Below are 19,898 nucleotides of genomic sequence, written 5' to 3' on the forward strand. Positions count from 1 at the left end.
GCTTCAAGCAATTCACTAGACGCTCCACTTCTTGATCAACTGCTCCGGGCTTAAGGCGTCATAACCTTCAAAGGGCTGGTGAATCCAGGGGTTGGTGGGCAAAAATTCGACCGAGTAATCCGGCGTAAACGTGGACAAGCCTTTGGTCCAGATCACGGCGCTACGCAGCTCAGTGATGGGCTTGTAGTTGTTCTTGAGTTGATGGATCACCGCCTTGAGCGTGTGGCCGGAATCGGCCAGGTCATCCACCAGCAGCACTTTGCCGGCAATCTCGCCCTTGGGGGTGGTGATAAAGCGCGCGATATCCAGTGTTCCCTGCACCGTGCCGGTATCGGCCCGATAAGAACTGGTGGACATGATGGCCAGCGGCTTGTCAAAAATGCGCGACAGGATGTCACCCGGACGCATGCCGCCACGAGCCAGACACAGAATGGTGTCGAACGGCCAGTCTGATTGGTGAATTTTGATGGCCAGCTTTTCGATCAGGTTGTGGTACTCGTCGTAACTCACGTACAGGTGCCTACCGTCTTCCGTCAACATAAATTTACTCCTGAATTAATAGCTTGCCACGCTTATAGCACGGGGGCTAGAGGCCGATTTTGCATAAATTATTTGACATTGGACAGGGTCAGTCGGCCAAATAGGGATGACGCATCAGAATGGTCTGCGCCCGGTCCGGCCCGGTGGACACCATGTGAATGGGCACGCCGGTGATCTGCTCAATGCGCTGCAGATACAGGCGCGCGTTGGTCGGCAGTTTGTCGAACTGGGTGACACCCACGGTACTGTCGCTCCAGCCGGAAATGGTCTCGTAAACCGGTGTGCAGCGCTCAATGTCATCAGCACCCATCGGCAGGATATCGGTCAATTCACCGTCGAGTTGGTAACCGGTGCAGAGCTTGAGTTCTTTCAGTCCATCGAGCACATCGAGCTTGGTAATGCACAGCCCCGTCAAGCCGTTGACCTGGGCCGAACGCTTGAGTAAGGCCGCATCGAACCAGCCGCAGCGCCGACTGCGGCCGGTGGTGACGCCTTTTTCAGCGCCGACGGTGCTCATGTGGTAACCCGGCGTGCCTTCAACTTCCCATGCCAGTTCGGTCGGAAACGGACCGCCACCGACACGGGTGCAATAGGCCTTGGTGATGCCCAGGACGTAATGCAACATGCCCGGGCCGACACCGGAGCCAGCGGCGGCATTGCCTGCCACACAGTTGCTTGATGTCACATAGGGATAGGTGCCGTGATCCACATCCAGCAACGTGCCCTGCGCGCCTTCAAACAAGAGGTTGGCGCCCTTGAGGTGGGCTTCATTGAGTTCGCGTGACACATCGGCCATCATGGGCTTGAGGAGTTGTGCATGACGCATCGCCTCGTCAAACACCGGCTGAAACAACACTTTGCCGTCTGCCATGTACGGCGCTAAGGTCGGACCAAAATCAAACGCGACAGAACCGAGGTAGGTGGTGAGCACATGGTTGTGCAAGTCCAGCAACTCGTGCAGCTTGCGCGCAAAACGCTCCGGGAACTTGAGGTCTTGCACGCGCAGGGCGCGCCGCGCAATTTTGTCCTCGTAGGCCGGGCCAATGCCGCGCCCGGTGGTGCCGATCTTGGCCTGGCCACCTTGCTCGCGCGCCGCTTCCCGCGCCACATCCAGCGCAGCGTGAAACGGCAGAATCAAAGGGCAGGCTTCGCTGATACGCAGGCGTGAACGCAATTCAACCCCCGCCTTTTCCAGCGCCTCGATTTCTTCAAACAGCTTGGCCGCCGACAGCACCACACCATTGCCGATGTAGCATTTCACGCCCGGACGCATGATGCCGCTGGGCACCAGATGCAGCGCGGTCTTGACACCATGGATCACCAAGGTGTGGCCGGCGTTGTGGCCGCCCTGAAAACGTACCACCCCTTGTGCACTTTCAGTCAGCCAGTCGACCAGTTTGCCCTTGCCCTCGTCGCCCCACTGAGTGCCCACGACCACGACATTACGTCCTTTGGTTGCTATCATTTTCCGCTTTCGTTTCAGTTGTTCTTAAATACTTGCCACAATCCATTGCCCGTTGCGCGGGACCAATTCGCGATCGCAACGGAATTCATCAACTTCACTCTCATGGCCCGGCAGAACGCAGACCACGGTCTCACCTTGCGCACGCAAGGACGCGATGGCCACGCGCAAGTCAGCCGCCTCACGCCACGGTGCACGGATCGCCGCACGCAAGGGCCGCGCTGGCAGCACGCCCACCAGGGCCTTGACATCCAGGCTGAAGCCGGCGGCAGGACGATTGCGGCCAAACACAGCGCCGACCTCGTCATAGCGGCCACCGCGCACCAGGGCATCGCTGGCGCCGGCCGCGTAAATTGAAAACCGGGTGCCGGTGTAGTAGGCATAACCGCGCAGATCAGCCAGATCGAAGCTGACCTTGGCGCCGTCGAGCTGACTCGCCAGCCACTTCAAGTTTGATAGCGACTCAGTAATAGCCGGCAAGGGCTGGAGTGCTTTTTCAGCCTCAAGCAAGACCTTTTCATCGCCGTAGAGCTGCACCAGGGCCAACAGCCCTTGACGTGAAGATGATGGAAATTTTTTCGTCAATACGGCCAATTCGCTGGCATCCTTGGCTGCCAGCGCCGCATAAATTTGTTCGGCCAAGGCGATCTCGACCGGCACGCCCTTGAGCAGCGCGTGAACGATGCGGGCATCGGCCAGATCCACGCTGGGCGACGCAACCTTGACCACTTTGAGGCAGTCCAGTGCCAACATCAGTATTTCAAGATCAGCCTCCAGCCCGGCATGGCCATAGATTTCAGCCCCGAATTGCAGGGGCTCACGACTGGCATGGGGCGCCCCAGGGCGCGTATGCAGCACCGGGCCGCAGTAGCACAAACGGGTCACGCCCGGTCGATTCAACAGGTGGGCATCGATGCGGGCCACCTGCGGTGTGCTGTCCGCCCGCAAGCCCATCATGCGACCGGAGAGTTGGTCGACCAACTTGAAAGTTTGCAGATCGAGCGCGGCCCCGGCGCCGGTGAGCAGCGATTCAAGATGCTCCAGCAGGGGTGGCATAACCAACTCGTAGCCATAGCAACGCGCTGTATCGAGCAGGCTGCGACGAAGTTCTTCGATGTGCCGCGCTTCAGACGGCAAGACATCGGCAATGTGATCCGGCAGGACCCAAGCAGACATGTGATTTTGGGGTGCTGTTAAAAACGTGATTTTACCGGGCTATCAGACCAGAATCGGTCACAGCAGCCAGCAAATCATCAGTGCACCTGCAGATAGGGTGCACAGCCCGAAGAAACGCAACTGACCATCAGTCAGCTGAAGGATCTGCAAAAACATTTGGCGCCAGCGCGCGGGAGACAAGAACGGAAAAAGGCCCTCGATCACCAGAACGAGGGCCAGGGCCAACCAGAAGGTCTTAGCGTCCAAACCCGTTTCTTCTCATCTCACTTTTTGGTCGGCGCGGGGGCAGCGTTGCCGCGCAGGACTTTGAAAAATTCGGAGCTGGCAGGATCCACCACCATCACATCGCTCTTCTTGTTGAAGCTGGCCTTGTAGGCATCCAGACTGCGATAAAACTGCGCAAACTGGGGGTCACGCCCGAACGATTCCGCATAGACGCGCGCAGCTTCGCCATCACCCTCGCCTTTGATCTTCTGGGCATCGCGGTAAGCGTTGGCAATCGTGATTTCCCGTTGGCGATCCGCATCAGCCCGAATTTTTTCACCCTCGGCCGCACCGGTTGAGCGCAATTCATTCGCTACACGCTTGCGCTCGGCTTCCATGCGCCGGTAAACCGACTCGGTGATGGCGTCCACATAGTCGACCCGCGTGATGCGCACATCAATCACGTCCACGCCCCAGGGTTTGGCACCACGCACCTGAGCCAGCACCTCGCGTTTCACATCCGCCATCAATGCTTCACGCTTGTCGGACAGGAGTTCCCTCACTGTACGTTTGTTGACTTCTTCCTGAAATGCATTTCGAACCACACGATTGAGCTGACTGGCGCCAGCCGATTCATTGGTGCCAACATTTCGAATGTATTCAGTCGGTTCTGAAATGCGCCAACGCACATACCAATCGATCACCACCCGCTGCTTCTCGGCCGTCAGCACCGGTTCATTGTCGGTACTGTCCAGGGTCAACAATCGCTTGTCGATATATGACACATTCTGAAACGGCGGTGGCAGTTTGAAGTTCAAACCAGGCTCGGTAATGACTTCCTTGATCTGACCCAAAGCGTACAAAATACCAAATTGCCTTTGATCCACAACAAACAGCATCGAACTGGCAAGCGCAAGCGCCACCAAAAACGTTGAAAAAATAAGACCTAGTCTGTTCATGCGGGGCTCCTAGCGGGTATCGCGATCACGGCTACGGGCAGCGTCCCGCGCACGCGCGTCAATGGTGGGGACGGCTGCCGAATTCGTCGGTGCCGCCGCCGGCGCGGTCAACGTAGCGGCATCAGCGCCCTGCCCCGTCATCTGGACAATTTTGTCGAGTGGCAGGTACAACAAATTGGAGCCCTGCCGGGAGTCAATCATGACCTTGGTCACGCTGCTGTAAATCTGCTGCATGGTGTCCACATACATACGGTCGCGCGTCACCTGTGGTGCTTTTTGGTATTCCGTCAATACGGACCTGAAGCGCTGCGCATCACCTTGCGCCTGCGCCACAATTCTTGCCTTGTAGGCATCGGCCTCTTCCTTCAGCCGTGATGCAGAACCGATGGCCCGTGGCACCACATCGTTGGCATAGGCCTGTGCTTCATTCTTGGCCCGCTCGCGCTCTTGGCCGGCTTTGAGCACATCATCGAAAGCGGCCTGCACTTGCTCGGGAGGACGTACACCGCTTTGCTGCAGATTGACGCCAACCACTTCAATGCCGACCTTGTAGCGGTCGAGTATCTTTTGCATCAAGGCACGTACGCGCGGAGCGATCTGGTCCCGCTCTTCAGCCAACGCGCTGTCCATGCGCATCTTGCCAACCACTTCACGCACGGAGGTTTCCGCAGCCTGAACCACGGCCGCCGTCGGGTCCTTGCTTTCAAACAGGAAAGCGCGCGCATCATTGAGCCGGTACTGGACCGCAAACTTGATTTCGACAATGTTTTCATCTTGAGTCAACATGGCGGACTCTCGCAGGCCGGTGGCCTTGATGATCGTGTCGCGCCCGACATCCACCGAGCGTATCTGGGTCACAAAAACAAGTTCATGGCGCTGAATTGGGTAAGGCAGACGCCAGTTAAAACCGGCACCCACGGTCGACCGGTATTTGCCAAACTGGGTGATCACCGCTTGCTGGCCTTCTTGCACAATGAAAAAGCCTGTTCCCAGCCAGATCAACAGTACAACGCCAATAATCAGGCCAATGCCAATCCCGGCGCTCTTCATGTCTGGCTGAAAACCGCCACCAGAGCCATTGCCGCCCATGCCGCCGCCCACACTGCCGCGGATTGGGTTTTTCACATTACCAAACAAACCACCCAACTTGCGATTGAAATCACGCCACAACTCGTCGAGGTCGGGTGGCCCCTGGTTGGGACCCCGCTTTTGACCGCGTTGATTGCCATTCCTGGGGGGCGTATCGGGTGCTTTGGTTTCCTGGCGCTCAGGCTCGACCTCGGGCTCGCCTGAGTCCGCTGGCTTATCCTCACCGCGACCCCACCTGGGGTCATTCAGATTGAACATCCCCCGAATCCGCTCTGGCCAATAGGCCCAGCGAAAGGTGTGTAAATGAAGTTTCATCTCATGTTCTCTCGTGTATCGTTAAGGCATTGTGACCAATCCGCAGGCCACCTCATGATATTCAGGGAATTACGCAGCACCTGTATCGGGCAAGACGTCCCCGCTCACCCTGCGCGCCAACTGCTGGCGCAGCGCCGCAACACCCTCACCATTTTTGGCACTCAAAAATACGCGTGGTGTTGGAACTCCGTTCAAATCAAAAACATCTTCCAGTTGCAATGGATGCTGCGCCGGGTCAATGACGTCAAGCTTATTGAAAACTAATATCTGTGGGATATCGGCTGCGCCAATTTCGCCCAGTACGCGCTGCACCTCGGCAATCTGTTCCAAAAATTGAGGACTGGCAGCATCGACCACATGCAGTAGCAAGTCAGCATCAACCGCCTCTTGCAGAGTGGCCTGAAATGCATCAATCAGCCCATGCGGCAGGTCCCGAATAAACCCCACGGTGTCTGAGAGCGAAATCGAACGTCCAGCCTCACCCAGATACAGCTGGCGTGTGGTGGTGTCAAGGGTTGCAAACAGCTGATCTGCCGTGTACGTTCGAGCTTTGACCAAAGCATTGAACAGCGTGGATTTACCAGCGTTGGTATAGCCGACCAGGGAAATATTGAAGGCATCACGGCGCTCGCGTTGACGCCGCTGCGTCTGCCGTTGCTTCTTGACCTTGAGCAGACGCTCTTTGATCTTTTTGATGTTGTCGCCAATCATCCGGCGATCCAATTCGATTTGGCTTTCACCGGGGCCACCGCGCATGCCAATGCCGCCGCTCTGACGCTCCAGGTGAGACCACCGGCGCACCAGGCGTGTGCTCAAATACTGCAGTCGAGCCAGTTCGACCTGCAGCTTGCCTTCATGGCTGCGCGCTCTCTGACCGAAAATTTCAAGGATCAGAAGCGTGCGGTCATTGACCGGCAGTTCAAGATGACGTTCGAGATTGCGCTGCTGCGCCGGGCTTAAACTTTGATCGAAAAGCACCTCAACCGCGCCAGACTGAGTGGCCAGCAATTTGATTTCATCGGCTTTGCCACTACCCACAAACAAAGCGGCATCGGGTGCTTTGCGTTTGCAAGTGATCCGGGCTACAGGGTTTAATCCTGCCGTCTGCGCCAGCAAGCCCAATTCTGCGAGTTCACCATCAAAATTGGGGTATCCGAAATCAACCCCCACCAAGAGGGTCGGGGCAGACTGACGATCAGGCGGCTGCAGGTTCGTCACCCTCACCGGTTGAAAAATTCACCGCACGCCCCGGCACAATGGTGGAGATAGCGTGTTTGTAAACCATTTGTGTGACCGTGTTGCGAAGCAAGACGACATACTGGTCAAAAGATTCAATCTGACCTTGCAGCTTGATTCCGTTGACGAGATAAATGGAGACCGGTACATGTTCTCGACGCAAGGCGTTGAGAAAAGGGTCTTGGAGTAGCTGACCTTTGTTGCTCACGATATTCTCCGTGTTCAAAAATTAAAGAAGCATTGACGATACCACAGCAAAGTGTGATCTCTGGACCGGAAAGCTTAAACCCACAATAAATCGGACCCGCCCGCGCAGTCACTTGTCACGTGAAAAAAAGCACCTACCCCGCCAAGACTGGCGTCAGTCCGGCCAGCATTCAAGCAGTGGCTTTGTCGGCATAGGGATTGGTCGATGATTTGAACTCAATGCGCATGGGTGTACCAACCAAATCAAATTCCTTACGAAAACGACCTTCCAGAAAGCGTTTATAGGCGTCGGTTACGTGCTCGAGCGAATTGCCATGAATAATAATTACGGGCGGATTCATGCCGCCTTGATGCGCATAGCGCAATTTCGGGCGAAACATGCCCGAACGTTTGGGGCTCTGAAACTGAACCGCCTCCAGCAACAGACGCGTCAATATCGGTGTCGACATCTTGCAATTGGCCGCCTTGTAAGCTTGTGCGATGGATGCCCACAGTGGCCCCAAACCTTGCCTTTTTGTGGCGGATATCAAGTGCATGGTGGCAAACTTCAAGAACGGCAAACGGGTCTCGATCGAGCGTTTAACGAGCTCGCGCTGATACTCATCCACCGCATCCCATTTGTTCACTGCGATCACCACGGCCCGTCCATTTTCAAGAATGTAACCAGCAATGTGAGCATCCTGGTCTGTAACCCCCTGGGTGGCATCAATCAACAACAACACAACGTTGGATGACTCAATTGCTTGCAGGGTTTTGACGACCGAGAATTTCTCGATGGCCTCAAACACTTTGCCGCGGCGGCGCAGACCGGCGGTATCAACCAGTTCAAATTTTTGACCGTTGCGCTCAAACGGCACGGAAATCGCATCCCGCGTTGTCCCTGGCAAGTCAAACGCAACCAGGCGCTCTTCACCCAGCCAGGTGTTGATCAAGGTCGACTTGCCCACATTGGGGCGACCCGCCACCGCCAGTTTGATGATGCCAGGCTCGCGTTGCTCATCAGCATCGTCCTGATCTTCCAAATGAAGTGGCGCCAGGGCCAAATCTACCAGCGTGCGAATACCCTGGCCGTGCGCGGCCGAGATCGCATGGACCTCACCAAGACCCAACTCAAAGAATTCAACCAGTTGGGCTCCTGCCAGCATGCCCTCGGCCTTGTTCGCTGCCAGCACACAGGGTTTACCGAGGCGGCGAAGATACTTGGCGATCTCGTGGTCCTGCGCCGAAATGCCTTCCCGCGCATCCACCACAAAGATCACAACATCGGCTTCGGCAACTGCCTGCGTCGTCTGTTTCGCCATTTCCTTGAAAATGCCACCGGCAGCATCGGGCTCAAAACCACCCGTGTCGATGACGATGAACTCGTGCTTGCCCTGTTTTGCGTTGCCGTAATGACGGTCACGGGTCAGTCCGGCGAAATCAGCCACGATGGCGTCCCGCGACTTGGTCAGTCGATTGAAAAGCGTCGATTTACCCACATTAGGGCGACCGACCAAGGCTACAACAGGTTTCATGATCTGGAATCTTGCCGTTACTCAGGCACAAATCCGAAAACGCCACCGCTGCGCGTGACGACCACCAGCGTGCCCATAGCCAACACCGGTGCGGCAACCACCGCCGAGCCATCGGTTGCGACGCGCGTCAGGGCAGATCCGTCTTCACGCGAGAGCAAATGAACGAGGCCCGCATCATCGCCCACCGCGATTGAACGCCCCACAACCAACGGGGCGGTCAGACTGCGGTAGCGCAGACGCTCAGACACCCAGGCGCGCTCACCGTCGATACGTCGCCAAGCCATGATGTTCCCGTCACTCTCGACGCCATAAACATACTTGTCATCACCATGAACACCCGTGTAGCCAAACGCAGGCTTGGTCCAAAGCAAGGTGCCACGGGCTGCATTGACACACCCAACAGTCGCCTGGAAGGCGCGGGCGCACACCACATCACCCTCACGGCTGACACGTCCAACCAGATCCACCAGCCGCTCGATATCGTTGGTGCCACGTGGCGAGGCAATGGGGGACTCCCACTGAATGGCACCGTTGGATGGGTTGATGCCGACGAGTCGTCCAGATAAGCCGGCCACCAGCGTATCGCCAACGGCCAGCAAGACGCCCGCCTGACGCAGCACCAAGGACTCTCCGGGACGCTGCTGTGTCCAGAGTTTGCGCCCCGAAAGACCATCAAAAGCAGTGACCGACCGATCAGCGGCCAGCACAAAAACGCGCCCACCCGCCACCAGCGGGGCCGTAAAGCCTTGGGCCGGTAGTTTTTGACGCCAAATCTCGCGTCCACCATCCAAGGTAATCAACTCATTGCCACGCGTTACCACGGCGGCAAATCTGCCATCGCTTCCCACGCCCGCTGCAATCTGGCCACCAACACTGGCACGCCATCGCTCCGCACCCGTGCGCGCGTCCAACATGGCCACAATGCCATCTGAACTGGCCACCGCCACCGTGCTATCGTTAACTTTGACATCCAGCGGGAAGTCGACGGCCCCCACTTTCGCTGTCCACGCCAAACGCACACCCAGCAGACCCGCGTTGGGCGCCAACTCGACTGGTTTGGGTTTGTCTGGCGTACTTGAACAACTGATGAGGGAACTCACGACGACCAGGCCAAAAGCGACCTTTGTGGCTGCAGTTAATAAATTGACAAGCTTCACTTTGTCCCTTCCGATGTCGGCGCAATCACCGCGGTTCCGGCGCCAGCATTTGTCAACGCAGCAACATGACTGCCCGCCAACGGGTCAACCCCGAGCGAGTTCAACTTAACTTCCACCAAGCGCCGGTACTCGGTACGCTGATCAAAGTTTTTAAAAGCTTTTTCGTATTCTGCAATTGCGTCTTTTTTCTTGCCTTGCAGCAACAGGATGTCACCTTTGCGATCTGCCACCAGCGCCTCAAAACTGGCTGGGAACGATCCACTCAATTGTTGCAAGGCCTCGTCAAAAGCTTTGGAGTCCATCAACAGGCCTGCCAATCGCAGCTTCGCAATGGCCTGGTAACCAGGATCCGAACTCTTGTCTACGACCCAGCCCAACGCCGACTTGGCGGCTTGCGCATTACCCACACTGTAATAATATTTGGCTACCAGTAGCCCGGCCTGATGGGCGTAAGTCGTTGATGCAAAACGGTCTTTCATGTCTGCAAAAGCCCGGTCAATTTTTGCAGTGTCTGCCGAAGTCACGACACGCTCCACTTCGTCATACATGGCGGCTGCCTGCGTGGCCTGATTGCGCTGCCAATACTGGTAGAAATTCCAGCTGGCAAACGCACCCAACACCAGAATCAGGGCCCAGGTAATCGCATTACCGTAACTCTTCCAAAAATGTTTGAGTTGGTCAAGTTGTTCTTGTTCTTCGAGATCTAATTGATTTGCCATGAGATTTTTTTTGATTAAGTTTGCGATTGTAGGGTGGACGACCAGCCCAGCACGTCTGTTAGCGATTGGCTGACTTGTGCGCCACTGCCATCACGCAGTGATTTAACGATGACCAGATTCTTTGCTATTTCATCAGCACCAAAAACAAGGGCAAACCGGGCGCCACTGCCATCGGCGCGTTTGAATTGGGATTTCATGCTGCCCATCCCGTCACCCGAGCTGGTATGCATCTGAACACTAACCCCCGCCGTCCGTAGCGTTTGCAGTGTCTGCAGTACCAAAGGCAGGGCCTCAACATCAGGCACGATGGCATAGGCATCGAGCGGTGGCACGACACTGTCCAAGCCTTGTTCCCGGATAAGTTCAAGCACCCGATCAACGCCTAGAGCCCAGCCGACAGCCGGCGCCGGCTTGCCGCCCAGTTGCTCGATCAAATAGTCATAGCGACCGCCGGCACATACCGTTCCCTGGGAACCCAGGCGATCGGTCGTGAATTCGAATACCGTGAGGTTGTAGTAATCCATGCCGCGAACCAGGCGTGGATTGACAATGTAGGCAACGCCGTTGGCATCCAAAATGGTCTTCAACGTGTTGAAATGAGCGAGTGACGCCTCGCCCAAGTAATCCAGTGGTCTGGGTGCCGACTCGACCACGGTTTGCATCGCCGGGTTTTTGGTGTCGAGAATCCGAAGCGGATTGCTGTAAAGACGCCGCTTGGCATCTTCATCCAGCACATCAGCGTAGCGCTCAAAGTGATCAATCAACGCTTGCCGGTGCGCCAGGCGCTCCTGCGGTTGGCCCAGACTGTTGAGTTCAAGCCGAACGTCTGTCAACCCCAAATCCTTCCATAGCGCCACGGCCAGCAAAATCAGTTCTGCATCCACCTCTGCGCCCGAGAATCCAAGGGCCTCGGCGCCAATCTGATCAAACTGCCGATAGCGCCCACGCTGGGGCCGCTCATGACGAAACATCGGGCCGATGTAATAGAGACGTTTTCCGCCGTCGTACAACATGGAATGCTCCACTACTGCCCGCACCACACCGGCAGTTGCTTCAGGTCGCAACGTCAACAGGTCCCCATTGAGGCTGTCTTCGAAGGAATACATTTCTTTTTCGACAATATCAGTGACTTGACCCAGGCCGCGAATAAACAGCGGCGTGCGCTCCACAATGGGCGTGCGAATGTTCCGGTACGCATAACACGCCATCAAGGCTCGCACTTTGGCTTCCAGCCATTCAACGGCCGCAGAATCAGGCGGCAACACATCGTTCATACCCTTGATGGCAGTCAATTTTTCCAGCCGGGTGGCAACAGATTGTTCACTCATGGGCTTAATCAGGACGATTCGGTTGCGGCTTGCACACCAAAACGTTTTTCAACATAGTTTTCAACAATTTTCTGGAATTCTTGCGCAATGGCGTCGCCGCGCAAGGTCAAGCGCTTTTCACCATCAATGAAGACGGGCGCAGCAGGGGCTTCCCCCGTACCGGGCAGACTGATACCGATGTCGGCTTGCTTGCTTTCGCCAGGTCCATTGACGATACAACCCATTACCGCCACCTTGAGCTTTTCCACGCCCGGATATTTTTCACGCCAGACTGGCATCTGCGCCCGCAGATAACCTTCAATCTGCTGGGTGAGTTCCTGAAACGTGGTGCTGGTCGTGCGACCACAACCGGGACAGGCCGTGACACTGGGAACAAATGACCTGAGCTCCAGCGCCTGCAAAATTTCTGCCGCAATCACAACCTCCTGCGTCCTGGATTCGCCCGGCTGGGGCGTCAAGGAGACGCGAATGGTGTCGCCAATTCCTTCTTGCAACAAAATGGAGAGCGCCGTGGCGGATGCCACTGCACCTTTGGTGCCCATGCCGGCTTCGGTCAAACCCAAATGAAGCGGGTAGTCACAGCGCTTGGCCAGTTCACGGTAAACGGAAATCAGATCCTGAACACCACTCACCTTGCACGACAGGATGATCTGGTTTTCATCCATGCCCATCCTGACGGCATGACGGGCCGACTCAATCGCAGAAGTAATCAATGCCTCATACATCACCGGCTTGGCACCCCAGGGCAAGGAACGACGACTGTTCTCATCCATCAAACTCGCCAACAACTCCTGATCCAGGCTGCCCCAGTTCACGCCGATACGTATCGGCTTATCCCATCGCATGGCCGCTTCAATCATCAGTCCAAACTGTTTGTCGCGCTTGTCACCCTTGCCAACATTGCCGGGGTTGATCCGGTATTTAGACAAGGCCTGTGCGCACGCCGGATAGTCAATCAACAGCCGATGACCGTTGTAATGGAAATCGCCAATCAGGGGAACATCAATTCCCATGCGATCAAGTTGCTCGCGAATGTGCGGAACGGCCTGGGCCGCTTCTGGCGTATTCACCGTCAGACGTACCATTTCAGAACCAGCACGCGCCAATTCCTTGACCTGAATAGCCGTGCCGATGACATCGACTGTGTCGGTATTGGTCATGGACTGAATACGCACAGGGGCATCACCGCCGACGGTGACCACACGCGCGTTCCATACCACCCGAGCCTGACGGGATTGCCGCGGCTTGGCTGTTGCAGATGCGATTGGTAATAAAGATTCCATTACTTCACCTCAAACCGGGCCACATTATTTTTTGCAATGCCCGTCAAATCAAAAGGCTTGCCACGGACTTGGACCTCCGTGGCATCAGCCCGGCCAACCACCACCGACAGTGGCAAGGCCCCGGACACACCGACCACCTCAAGATCACTCAGCGTCTTGCGCACTTGAACGACCCGATTGGAATCGACCACCTCGATCCAAGAGGAGCCCCGAGCCTTGAAGATGAGCATGCCTGTTGTTGCACCAGAGCCGGGCACGATGACGGGCGGCGAACTGGCAGCACCCTGCAACGCATCTGAAGCCGCAGCCGTGTTTGAATTTTGCGCCACCGCAACTTCTGACCCTGAAAGCGCAAAATTCGTCGCCGAGCTTGGTGCAGTCGCCTCAACGGACACTGAATCTTCAGTGTCTGGAGAAGCCGGTGCCGACAGCGGCTGTGCCGAGACAGTCGAAGCGTTCTCCGGTGCGCTGGCGACCTCAGTTTGCTGTCCGAAAGGGAAAAAAACAAGCACCGCTATTCCCAACAATAATGCAAGCACGGCAAGAACAAAAGGCCTGGAGAGTTGATGCCAAGACGACAAGCCCAAACCATCACCAGACGGACGGAATGGTGTATTGATTCCGGACTCATCAGTCTTGAGAAGCGGCGCCGCTGTACGTGGCAGTTGCTCCAGGACCGGCGCCGCATCAATCTTCAGCGTACGACAAATGCTGGCAGCCAAAGCGCGAACAAAAACGGTATCCGGCAACAAGTCAAACCGATCAGCTTCAAGGGCTTCCAGTTTGGAGACAGGAACCTTGAGGCCAACGGCCAAAGCGTCGATGTGCAAACCTTGTGCTTCGCGCGCCATTCGCAGCATCGCGCCGCCCGACATGTGCACCATTGGATCAGGGGCAGGGATCACATCTTCAGAGACAGGCAAAAAACGCTCATTCATCAAAGGCACTCCGTTGATAGGAGGCCGCTTCACGAGACTGCGGAAAACGCTTCTGTAGCTGAGTGGCAAGCTGCAACATGGCGTCTCGATTGTTCATACGTCGCTCCACCTTGACCCCGAGCCACAGTGACTCCGCATTAGCCAACTCACTGTTGTTGAGACGTCGCACATAGAATTGAGCACGAACAAAATCATCGCGCTGAAACAGCAATTTGGCCAGGTTATAAGCCGTGACCGGGTTGCCTGCATCAAACTCATAGGACTTCAATAGGCTAATCTCGGCGTCGGCGGCCTGCCCGGCCCCGATCTGACATAAGCCTTGCGCCATCAAGGTCTTGGCGCGCCCCCCATATTGCGGGTTTGAAAGCGCCTGCGAGAACATGAGCATCGATTCAGGGTATCTCGCCTGCTGACACAACAACCAACCGAGGTTATGCACAATATTTGAATTCTGTGGATTGATGCTCAGCGCCTTCCTGAAACTCTCCTCTGAAAACCGGAAATCATTGAGCCGCATGTAAATCAGACCGCGCAAGTTGTAGGCTTCACCGAAAGTCGGATCCGCGGCGATGGATTGCTTGAGTTCATCGAGTGCGATTGTTGTTTGGCCCTGTTCAAAATAGCCGACCGCGAGTTCCAGCCGAATACGAGCGCGCCTGCGGGCATCCGGCTCATCCGAAGCAGTCATTATCTCGACCCCATTGCCTGTTGGGTCAACACCCGCCACTTTTGAAGCGCAGCCTAAAATACTGACCAAGCCAGTGGCAAGCAACCAAGCGCAGAACAAGCGCTCGCCAATTTGAATCCATCCTGAATTATTCATTGACATGCTTCAGTTCTCCTTGACCTGAGTATTGATTTCAGACACGGGCTTCAGCATGAAGGTACGCTGTCGCGCGATCCGCTCGCCGACCCGGGTACGGTCTTTCACCTCACCGGCCAGTTGACCGCATGCAGCGTCGATGTCATCGCCGCGCGTCTTGCGGATGGTGGTCACGATACCTGCATCACTCAAAATTTTGGCAAAAGCCTGAATGCGTTCTGGCGTCGATCGCGTCAACCCAGAGGCAGGGAAAGGGTTAAAGGGAATCAAATTGAACTTGCACCAAACGCCACCGCTTGAATAATGTTGAACCAATCTGACCAACTGCTGCGCATGCTCCGGCTGATCGTTCACATCCTCCAGCATGCAATATTCAAACGTAATAAAGTCACGCGGCGCGTAGGCGAGATAGCGATTGCAGGCGTTCAACAACTCGGCCAGCGAGTATTTTTTATTGAGGGGCACCAAGTCGTCGCGCAACAGATCATTGGGCGCATGCAACGACACGGCCAGCGCAACCGGGCAGTCCCGCGCCAAACGGTCCATCATGGGGACCACACCCGAGGTGGAAACCGTCACCCGCCGACGGGACAAACCATAGCCATGATCATCCAGCATGGCGCGCAGTGCCGGCACCAATTCGGCGTAATTCTGTAGGGGTTCGCCCATCCCCATCATCACAACATTAGAGATAACCCTTTCATCACGCTGCAGGTGCTTGCGCAAAAAATGCTCGGCAAACCAAAGTTGAGCAATGATTTCACCGGTTTTAAGATTGCGGCTAAAGCCTTGATGCCCGGTAGAACAAAAACGGCAGCCCATGGCACAACCGGCCTGCGATGAAATACACAGGGTTCCGCGATCTTCCTCAGGAATAAAAACGGCCTCAACCGCATCGCCGCCACCGACGTCAAACAACCATTTGATCGTGCCGTCCGAAGATATGTGCTGCGAAATCAGATCGGGCGCCTTGACCTGCGCGGAGACTTTCAGCTTCTCGCGCAAGGACTTGGCGAGATCGCTCATGTCATCAAAGTTGGAGGCACCTTTTTGATGAATCCAGCGAAACAATTGAACGGCGCGATAGCGCTTCTCACCCAGCCGTTCGCAAAAAACAGCCAAACCATCAAGATCGAAATCAAGCAGATTGGCCGTCATCGGATCTGCGCGGCGCCGGGCCGCCCCAGGCGCGCTGTGCCCCCCTCGGTGAGCGATACGCAACGGAGCGTGGGGGCCATTTTACCGGCTGTATACATTCATGCCAGGAAAGAAGAACGCGATTTCCACGGCGGCGGTTTCAGCAGCGTCTGAGCCATGCACTGCATTGGCATCTATGCTGTCAGCAAAGTCGGCGCGAATAGTGCCAGGCGCAGCTTTCTTGGGATCGGTCGCACCCATCAGATCACGGTTCTTCAGCACGGCATTCTCACCTTCAAGCGCCTGAATCATGACCGGGCCGGAGATCATGAAGTCAACCAGGTCCTTGAAGAATGGACGATCTTTATGCACAGCGTAAAACGCCTGCGCCTCACGAGCCGACAAATGAGCCATCTTGGCAGCGACCACTTTCAGGCCAGCCGCTTCAAAGCGGGCGTAAATTTGACCAATTACATTTTTGGCCACGGCGTCGGGCTTGATGATAGAAAGAGTACGTTCGACTGTCATGATTTATTCCTGAATTGAAATGAGATTGTGCCCACCGGGCAAAGTTTATTATTTTAGCCTAGCGGCTCCGTCCACCGCGACGTTGTCCGCCGCCCGAACCATTGCCGCCGCCACGTTGCCCCAGATCCTGCCGTTGCCGGGTAAAACTGTCCGCTCCAATGTAACCAAAGGCCGTCTTCATTGGATCTGGTTGACTTGCACCAGCTTGACGGTCCCCGGTCTGCCCCTGCTTCTTCCGCGACTGCCCCGAGCCTTGCGAAAAACCTGCGCCACTCTTTGGCGCACCACCCACTGTCGCATTGCGTTGACCGTTTCCTGTGTTGCGCACACCATTGCCGCGGGCGCCCCGGCGCCGGTTTCGTGACCCAGGCCCCTGCTCGGCGCCTTCACGGCGCGAAACATCTACGCCGCCCTCGCCAGCCTCATTCCCCTGTGCACTGGAACTTCGCGGCCCCGCGGCCTGCATCAGTGACTTGATATCGCTCTCATCGAGTTCCATCCAGGCACCACGCTTGAGACCGCGCGGCAGCATCATGGCGCCATAACGGATTCGGATCAATCGACTCACCGCGTGACCGACCGCCTCAAACATGCGGCGAACCTCACGGTTACGCCCCTCAGCGATCGTGACCCGGTACCAACAGTTGGCACCTTCACCCCCACCCGCCTCAATCGATCCGAATTGGGCAACTCCATCATCCAGCTTGACACCATCAAGCAAACGTTGCTTCTCATCCTTGTTCAACGCCCCCAGCACGCGGACCGCGTATTCCCGCTCCAGACCAAACCGGGGATGCATCAGGTTATTGGCCAATTCCCCCGAACTGGTGAACAGCAGCAAGCCTTCGGTGTTGAGATCAAGTCGCCCCACCGATTGCCACTTACCCTGAAACAACTTGGGCAGTCGGCGAAAAACGGTCGGGCGATTCTGCGGATCGTCATGGGTGACTACTTCTCCGACCGGTTTGTGATACGCAATCACCCGTGCAGGCGGCGCATCAATTCGAAACCTGATTGGCTTGCCATTAACCTTAACGTGATCACCAAACTGAATACGCTGCCCAATATGCGCTGGTTCATTGTTGACGGTAATGCGGCCTTCCATGATCAACTGTTCCATTTCCAGCCGCGACCCCATCCCAGCCTGAGCCAGGACTTTATGCAACTTGGGCGTTTCGGCCAAGGGCGCCAGTACCCGCTTGAGAGCAATCGTGTCTGCACACTCCTCATCTGCGTCAAATTGCCCAGACACCACATCCTCAAAACGATTCTCCGAAGCCACCGGCACTGACTTCTGTTGCCCTGCCACGGGGGTCTGCGTTGCTCGTTCCGACTTTGATTTGTCGTCAATGCACGTCTCGGCCGTTGGCGTGACATTTGTTTCCACTATCGGCGTATCAGCTTGTTGCTGAGCGTCCACTTTTGCTTCTGTTGGCGTGTCGGAGCTGTCTGCAGTCATGGTTCTGTCCTGTTCAAGAAAAATAGTTCACCATCGGTACTCAAGTCACCTGTCGCGATGGCTTGCAGCGCAACCCCCTCATTAGTCGCACTCTCTTCGAGCGCAGGCGGCATATCCAGTTCAGCCTGCGCGCTGGATTCGCTCGACTGGAGCCCATCCATCACATCGGTGCGCTGCTCCGGGGTATCAAATAGGGGCAACTGGTCAAGGGACTCAAGCCCCAAATCATCGAGAAAGTGTTTGGTCGTCGCAAAAAGTGCTGGCCGTCCAACGGTCTCCCGGTGACCAATAACCTCAATCCAGCCCCTGTCTTCAAGTTGCTTGATAAGCAAGGAATTAACCGTGACACCCCGTACGTCTTCTATGTCGCCGCGCGTGACCGGTTGCCGATAGGCAATGATGGCCAGTGTTTCCAGCGTCGCGCGGGTGTAACGCGGCGGCTTTTCAGGGTGCAAGCGGTCGAGAAACTCCCGCATTTCAGGCCGACTCTGGAAACGCCATCCGCTCGCCACGTTGACCAATTCAACCCCGCGCTGAGCCCAGTCCTGCTGGAGTTCCCGCAACAACACTTTGAGCGTGTCCAAACCCAACCGATCGTCAAACAGCACCCGCATATCGCGTAAGGGCAAAGGTTGCGACGTGCAAATCAGGGCGGTTTCCAGGATGCGCTTGGCAGCCACCGTATTCATGGTCTTGTGACTCCGGCAATAGCACCCTCAAGGCGCAAAATTAGTAGGATTCATGGGGCGCAGCAGGCAGATTGACAAATCTGCCGCGCATTCCCTGGCTGCTGGCCTGGGCGTTGGTTTCTCTCACCATTATGTTTGATTGTAACTGAGGCCCCAGTTTGCCAGCGCAAGATTCAAGTCCACGGGCAAGCTGGCTTGAAACACCATCGACTCCAATGTCACCGGGTGGGTAAAAGCCAGACGGCAAGCATGCAAGGCCTGCCGTTGCATACCCGCCTCGGCACGCCCCCCATAAAGCACATCGGCGACCAGCGGGTGGCCGATCATTGCCATGTGAACGCGAATCTGATGGGTTCGACCTGTGTGCAAGGTGCACAGAACCCAACATCCCTGGTCGCAATTCTGAAGAAGTTCAACATCTGTTCTGGCCAGTTTACCGGGATTTCTGGCCAAATCCACCACCGCCATACGCAAGCGGTTGCGAGGATCCCGGCCGATCGGCGCGTTGATTTCAACCCGACGATTACCCGTCCAGGGCCCATGGGCCAATGCCACGTACTGGCGGCTGACCTCGCGCGCCGCAATGGATCGTATCAAGGCATCCATCACCGGGCGTGTCCGGGCCACCACCATCAAACCGCTGGTATCTTTGTCCAGCCGATGCACAATCCCGGCGCGCGGCAAGTTCATGGCCTTCGCGTCGCGGGCCAGCAAGCCGTTGAGCAGTGTTCCGCTCCAGTTGCCGGGGGCGGGGTGAACCACCAGACCCGCCGGCTTGTTGATCACCATCAAGTGCTCATCCTCAAACACCACATTCAGAGCCATTGTTTCCGGCTTGAAGGCCTGACTTTGGGGTGTTGGTCGCAATTCAATCGTTCCGACATCTGCAGCCTTGACTCGCGTTGACGGCTTGTGAATCACGATCCCATTGATGGTGACGCCCCCCAAATCAATCAACTGCTGCAAGTAGCTGCGCGAAAATTCCGGCACCAACTCAACCAGCGCCCGGTCAAGACGCTGTCCATGTTGGACCGAACCAAAAACCAGCTGACGCAATTCGACGTCTGGCCCGGTGTCGCCGCGGTCTTCGGGTTCTTCGCTATCAGGCCCGCCCGATATAATCAATTCGGTCATT

20 protein-coding genes are annotated in these 19,898 nt (G+C 56.3%); all 20 read right to left on the reverse strand.

Annotation, left to right across the window (positions count from 1 at the left end; genetic code table 11):
* Positions 1-15 precede the first annotated feature (15 nt).
* The 20 genes from RFER_RS11585 to RFER_RS11680 all read right to left on the reverse strand — a co-directional run bounded on the left by RFER_RS11585 (position 16) and on the right by RFER_RS11680 (position 19,897).
* Complete coding sequence (locus RFER_RS11585; protein ID WP_011464581.1) at positions 16-540, reverse strand: phosphoribosyltransferase; 525 nt, start codon at positions 538-540, stop codon at positions 16-18.
* An 88-nt stretch (positions 541-628) separates the two neighbouring features.
* Positions 629-2,005 (reverse strand): adenylosuccinate synthase, encoded by a 1,377-nt coding sequence (locus RFER_RS11590; protein ID WP_011464582.1) that lies wholly within the window; start codon positions 2,003-2,005, stop codon positions 629-631.
* Positions 2,006-2,029: 24 nt separating this feature from the next.
* Positions 2,030-3,178 carry an ATP phosphoribosyltransferase regulatory subunit gene (locus tag RFER_RS11595; RefSeq protein WP_011464583.1) on the reverse strand — a complete coding sequence of 383 codons (1,149 nt, stop codon included), beginning with the start codon at positions 3,176-3,178 and terminating at the stop codon, positions 2,030-2,032.
* Positions 3,179-3,235: 57 nt separating this feature from the next.
* The gene (locus RFER_RS11600; RefSeq protein ID WP_011464584.1) at positions 3,236-3,424 is read right to left on the reverse strand and encodes a DUF2065 domain-containing protein; all 189 of its coding nucleotides are present in this window, start codon (positions 3,422-3,424) and stop codon (positions 3,236-3,238) included.
* A 17-nt stretch (positions 3,425-3,441) separates the two neighbouring features.
* On the reverse strand, positions 3,442-4,341 hold the full coding sequence (gene hflC, locus RFER_RS11605; protein WP_011464585.1) for a protease modulator HflC: 900 nt from the start codon (positions 4,339-4,341) through the stop codon (positions 3,442-3,444).
* A 9-nt stretch (positions 4,342-4,350) separates the two neighbouring features.
* Entirely contained in the window at positions 4,351-5,745 is a 1,395-nt protein-coding gene (gene hflK, locus RFER_RS11610) for an FtsH protease activity modulator HflK (RefSeq protein WP_011464586.1), read from the reverse strand.
* 69 nt (positions 5,746-5,814) lie between these two features.
* Entirely contained in the window at positions 5,815-6,963 is a 1,149-nt protein-coding gene (gene hflX, locus RFER_RS11615; protein WP_011464587.1) for a GTPase HflX, read from the reverse strand.
* Entirely contained in the window at positions 6,941-7,189 is a 249-nt protein-coding gene (gene hfq / locus RFER_RS11620) for an RNA chaperone Hfq (protein ID WP_011464588.1), read from the reverse strand. The genes hflX and hfq overlap by 23 nt, the downstream gene beginning before the upstream one ends.
* 169 nt (positions 7,190-7,358) lie before the next feature.
* Entirely contained in the window at positions 7,359-8,702 is a 1,344-nt protein-coding gene (der, locus tag RFER_RS11625; RefSeq protein WP_011464589.1) for a ribosome biogenesis GTPase Der, read from the reverse strand.
* A 17-nt stretch (positions 8,703-8,719) separates the two neighbouring features.
* Positions 8,720-9,859, reverse strand: coding sequence for an outer membrane protein assembly factor BamB (gene bamB / locus RFER_RS11630; protein WP_011464590.1), 1,140 nt, complete (start codon positions 9,857-9,859; stop codon positions 8,720-8,722).
* Positions 9,856-10,578, reverse strand: a complete 723-nt coding sequence (locus RFER_RS11635) for a YfgM family protein (RefSeq protein ID WP_011464591.1) — start codon at positions 10,576-10,578, stop codon at positions 9,856-9,858. Before RFER_RS11635 ends, bamB begins: the two co-directional genes overlap by 4 nt.
* Before the next feature lie 14 nt (positions 10,579-10,592).
* Positions 10,593-11,879: a histidine--tRNA ligase gene (gene hisS / locus RFER_RS11640; protein WP_041792064.1), complete on the reverse strand. Its 1,287-nt coding sequence runs from the start codon at positions 11,877-11,879 to the stop codon at positions 10,593-10,595.
* A 35-nt stretch (positions 11,880-11,914) separates the two neighbouring features.
* A complete protein-coding gene (gene ispG, locus RFER_RS11645) occupies positions 11,915-13,189 on the reverse strand; it encodes a flavodoxin-dependent (E)-4-hydroxy-3-methylbut-2-enyl-diphosphate synthase (RefSeq protein WP_011464593.1) in 1,275 nt (424 codons plus the stop codon).
* Complete coding sequence (locus tag RFER_RS11650; RefSeq protein ID WP_011464594.1) at positions 13,189-14,127, reverse strand: helix-turn-helix domain-containing protein; 939 nt, start codon at positions 14,125-14,127, stop codon at positions 13,189-13,191. The genes ispG and RFER_RS11650 overlap by 1 nt, the downstream gene beginning before the upstream one ends.
* On the reverse strand, positions 14,120-14,956 hold the full coding sequence (gene pilW, locus RFER_RS11655; RefSeq protein ID WP_011464595.1) for a type IV pilus biogenesis/stability protein PilW: 837 nt from the start codon (positions 14,954-14,956) through the stop codon (positions 14,120-14,122). The genes RFER_RS11650 and pilW overlap by 8 nt, the downstream gene beginning before the upstream one ends.
* A 3-nt stretch (positions 14,957-14,959) precedes the next feature.
* Positions 14,960-16,108, reverse strand: coding sequence for a 23S rRNA (adenine(2503)-C(2))-methyltransferase RlmN (rlmN, locus tag RFER_RS11660; protein WP_011464596.1), 1,149 nt, complete (start codon positions 16,106-16,108; stop codon positions 14,960-14,962).
* Positions 16,109-16,189: 81 nt separating this feature from the next.
* Complete coding sequence (gene ndk, locus RFER_RS11665) at positions 16,190-16,615, reverse strand: nucleoside-diphosphate kinase (protein ID WP_011464597.1); 426 nt, start codon at positions 16,613-16,615, stop codon at positions 16,190-16,192.
* A 58-nt stretch (positions 16,616-16,673) separates the two neighbouring features.
* On the reverse strand, positions 16,674-18,074 hold the full coding sequence (locus RFER_RS11670) for a pseudouridine synthase (protein WP_011464598.1): 1,401 nt from the start codon (positions 18,072-18,074) through the stop codon (positions 16,674-16,676).
* Positions 18,071-18,763 carry an SMC-Scp complex subunit ScpB gene (gene scpB / locus RFER_RS11675; protein WP_011464599.1) on the reverse strand — a complete coding sequence of 231 codons (693 nt, stop codon included), beginning with the start codon at positions 18,761-18,763 and terminating at the stop codon, positions 18,071-18,073. The genes RFER_RS11670 and scpB overlap by 4 nt, the downstream gene beginning before the upstream one ends.
* Before the next feature lie 129 nt (positions 18,764-18,892).
* The gene (locus RFER_RS11680; RefSeq protein WP_011464600.1) at positions 18,893-19,897 is read right to left on the reverse strand and encodes an RluA family pseudouridine synthase; all 1,005 of its coding nucleotides are present in this window, start codon (positions 19,895-19,897) and stop codon (positions 18,893-18,895) included.
* Position 19,898: the final 1 nt, after the last annotated feature.

Source organism: Rhodoferax ferrireducens T118 (genome assembly GCF_000013605.1).
In the GTDB taxonomy this organism is placed as follows: Bacteria; Pseudomonadota; Gammaproteobacteria; order Burkholderiales; family Burkholderiaceae_C; genus Rhodoferax; species Rhodoferax ferrireducens.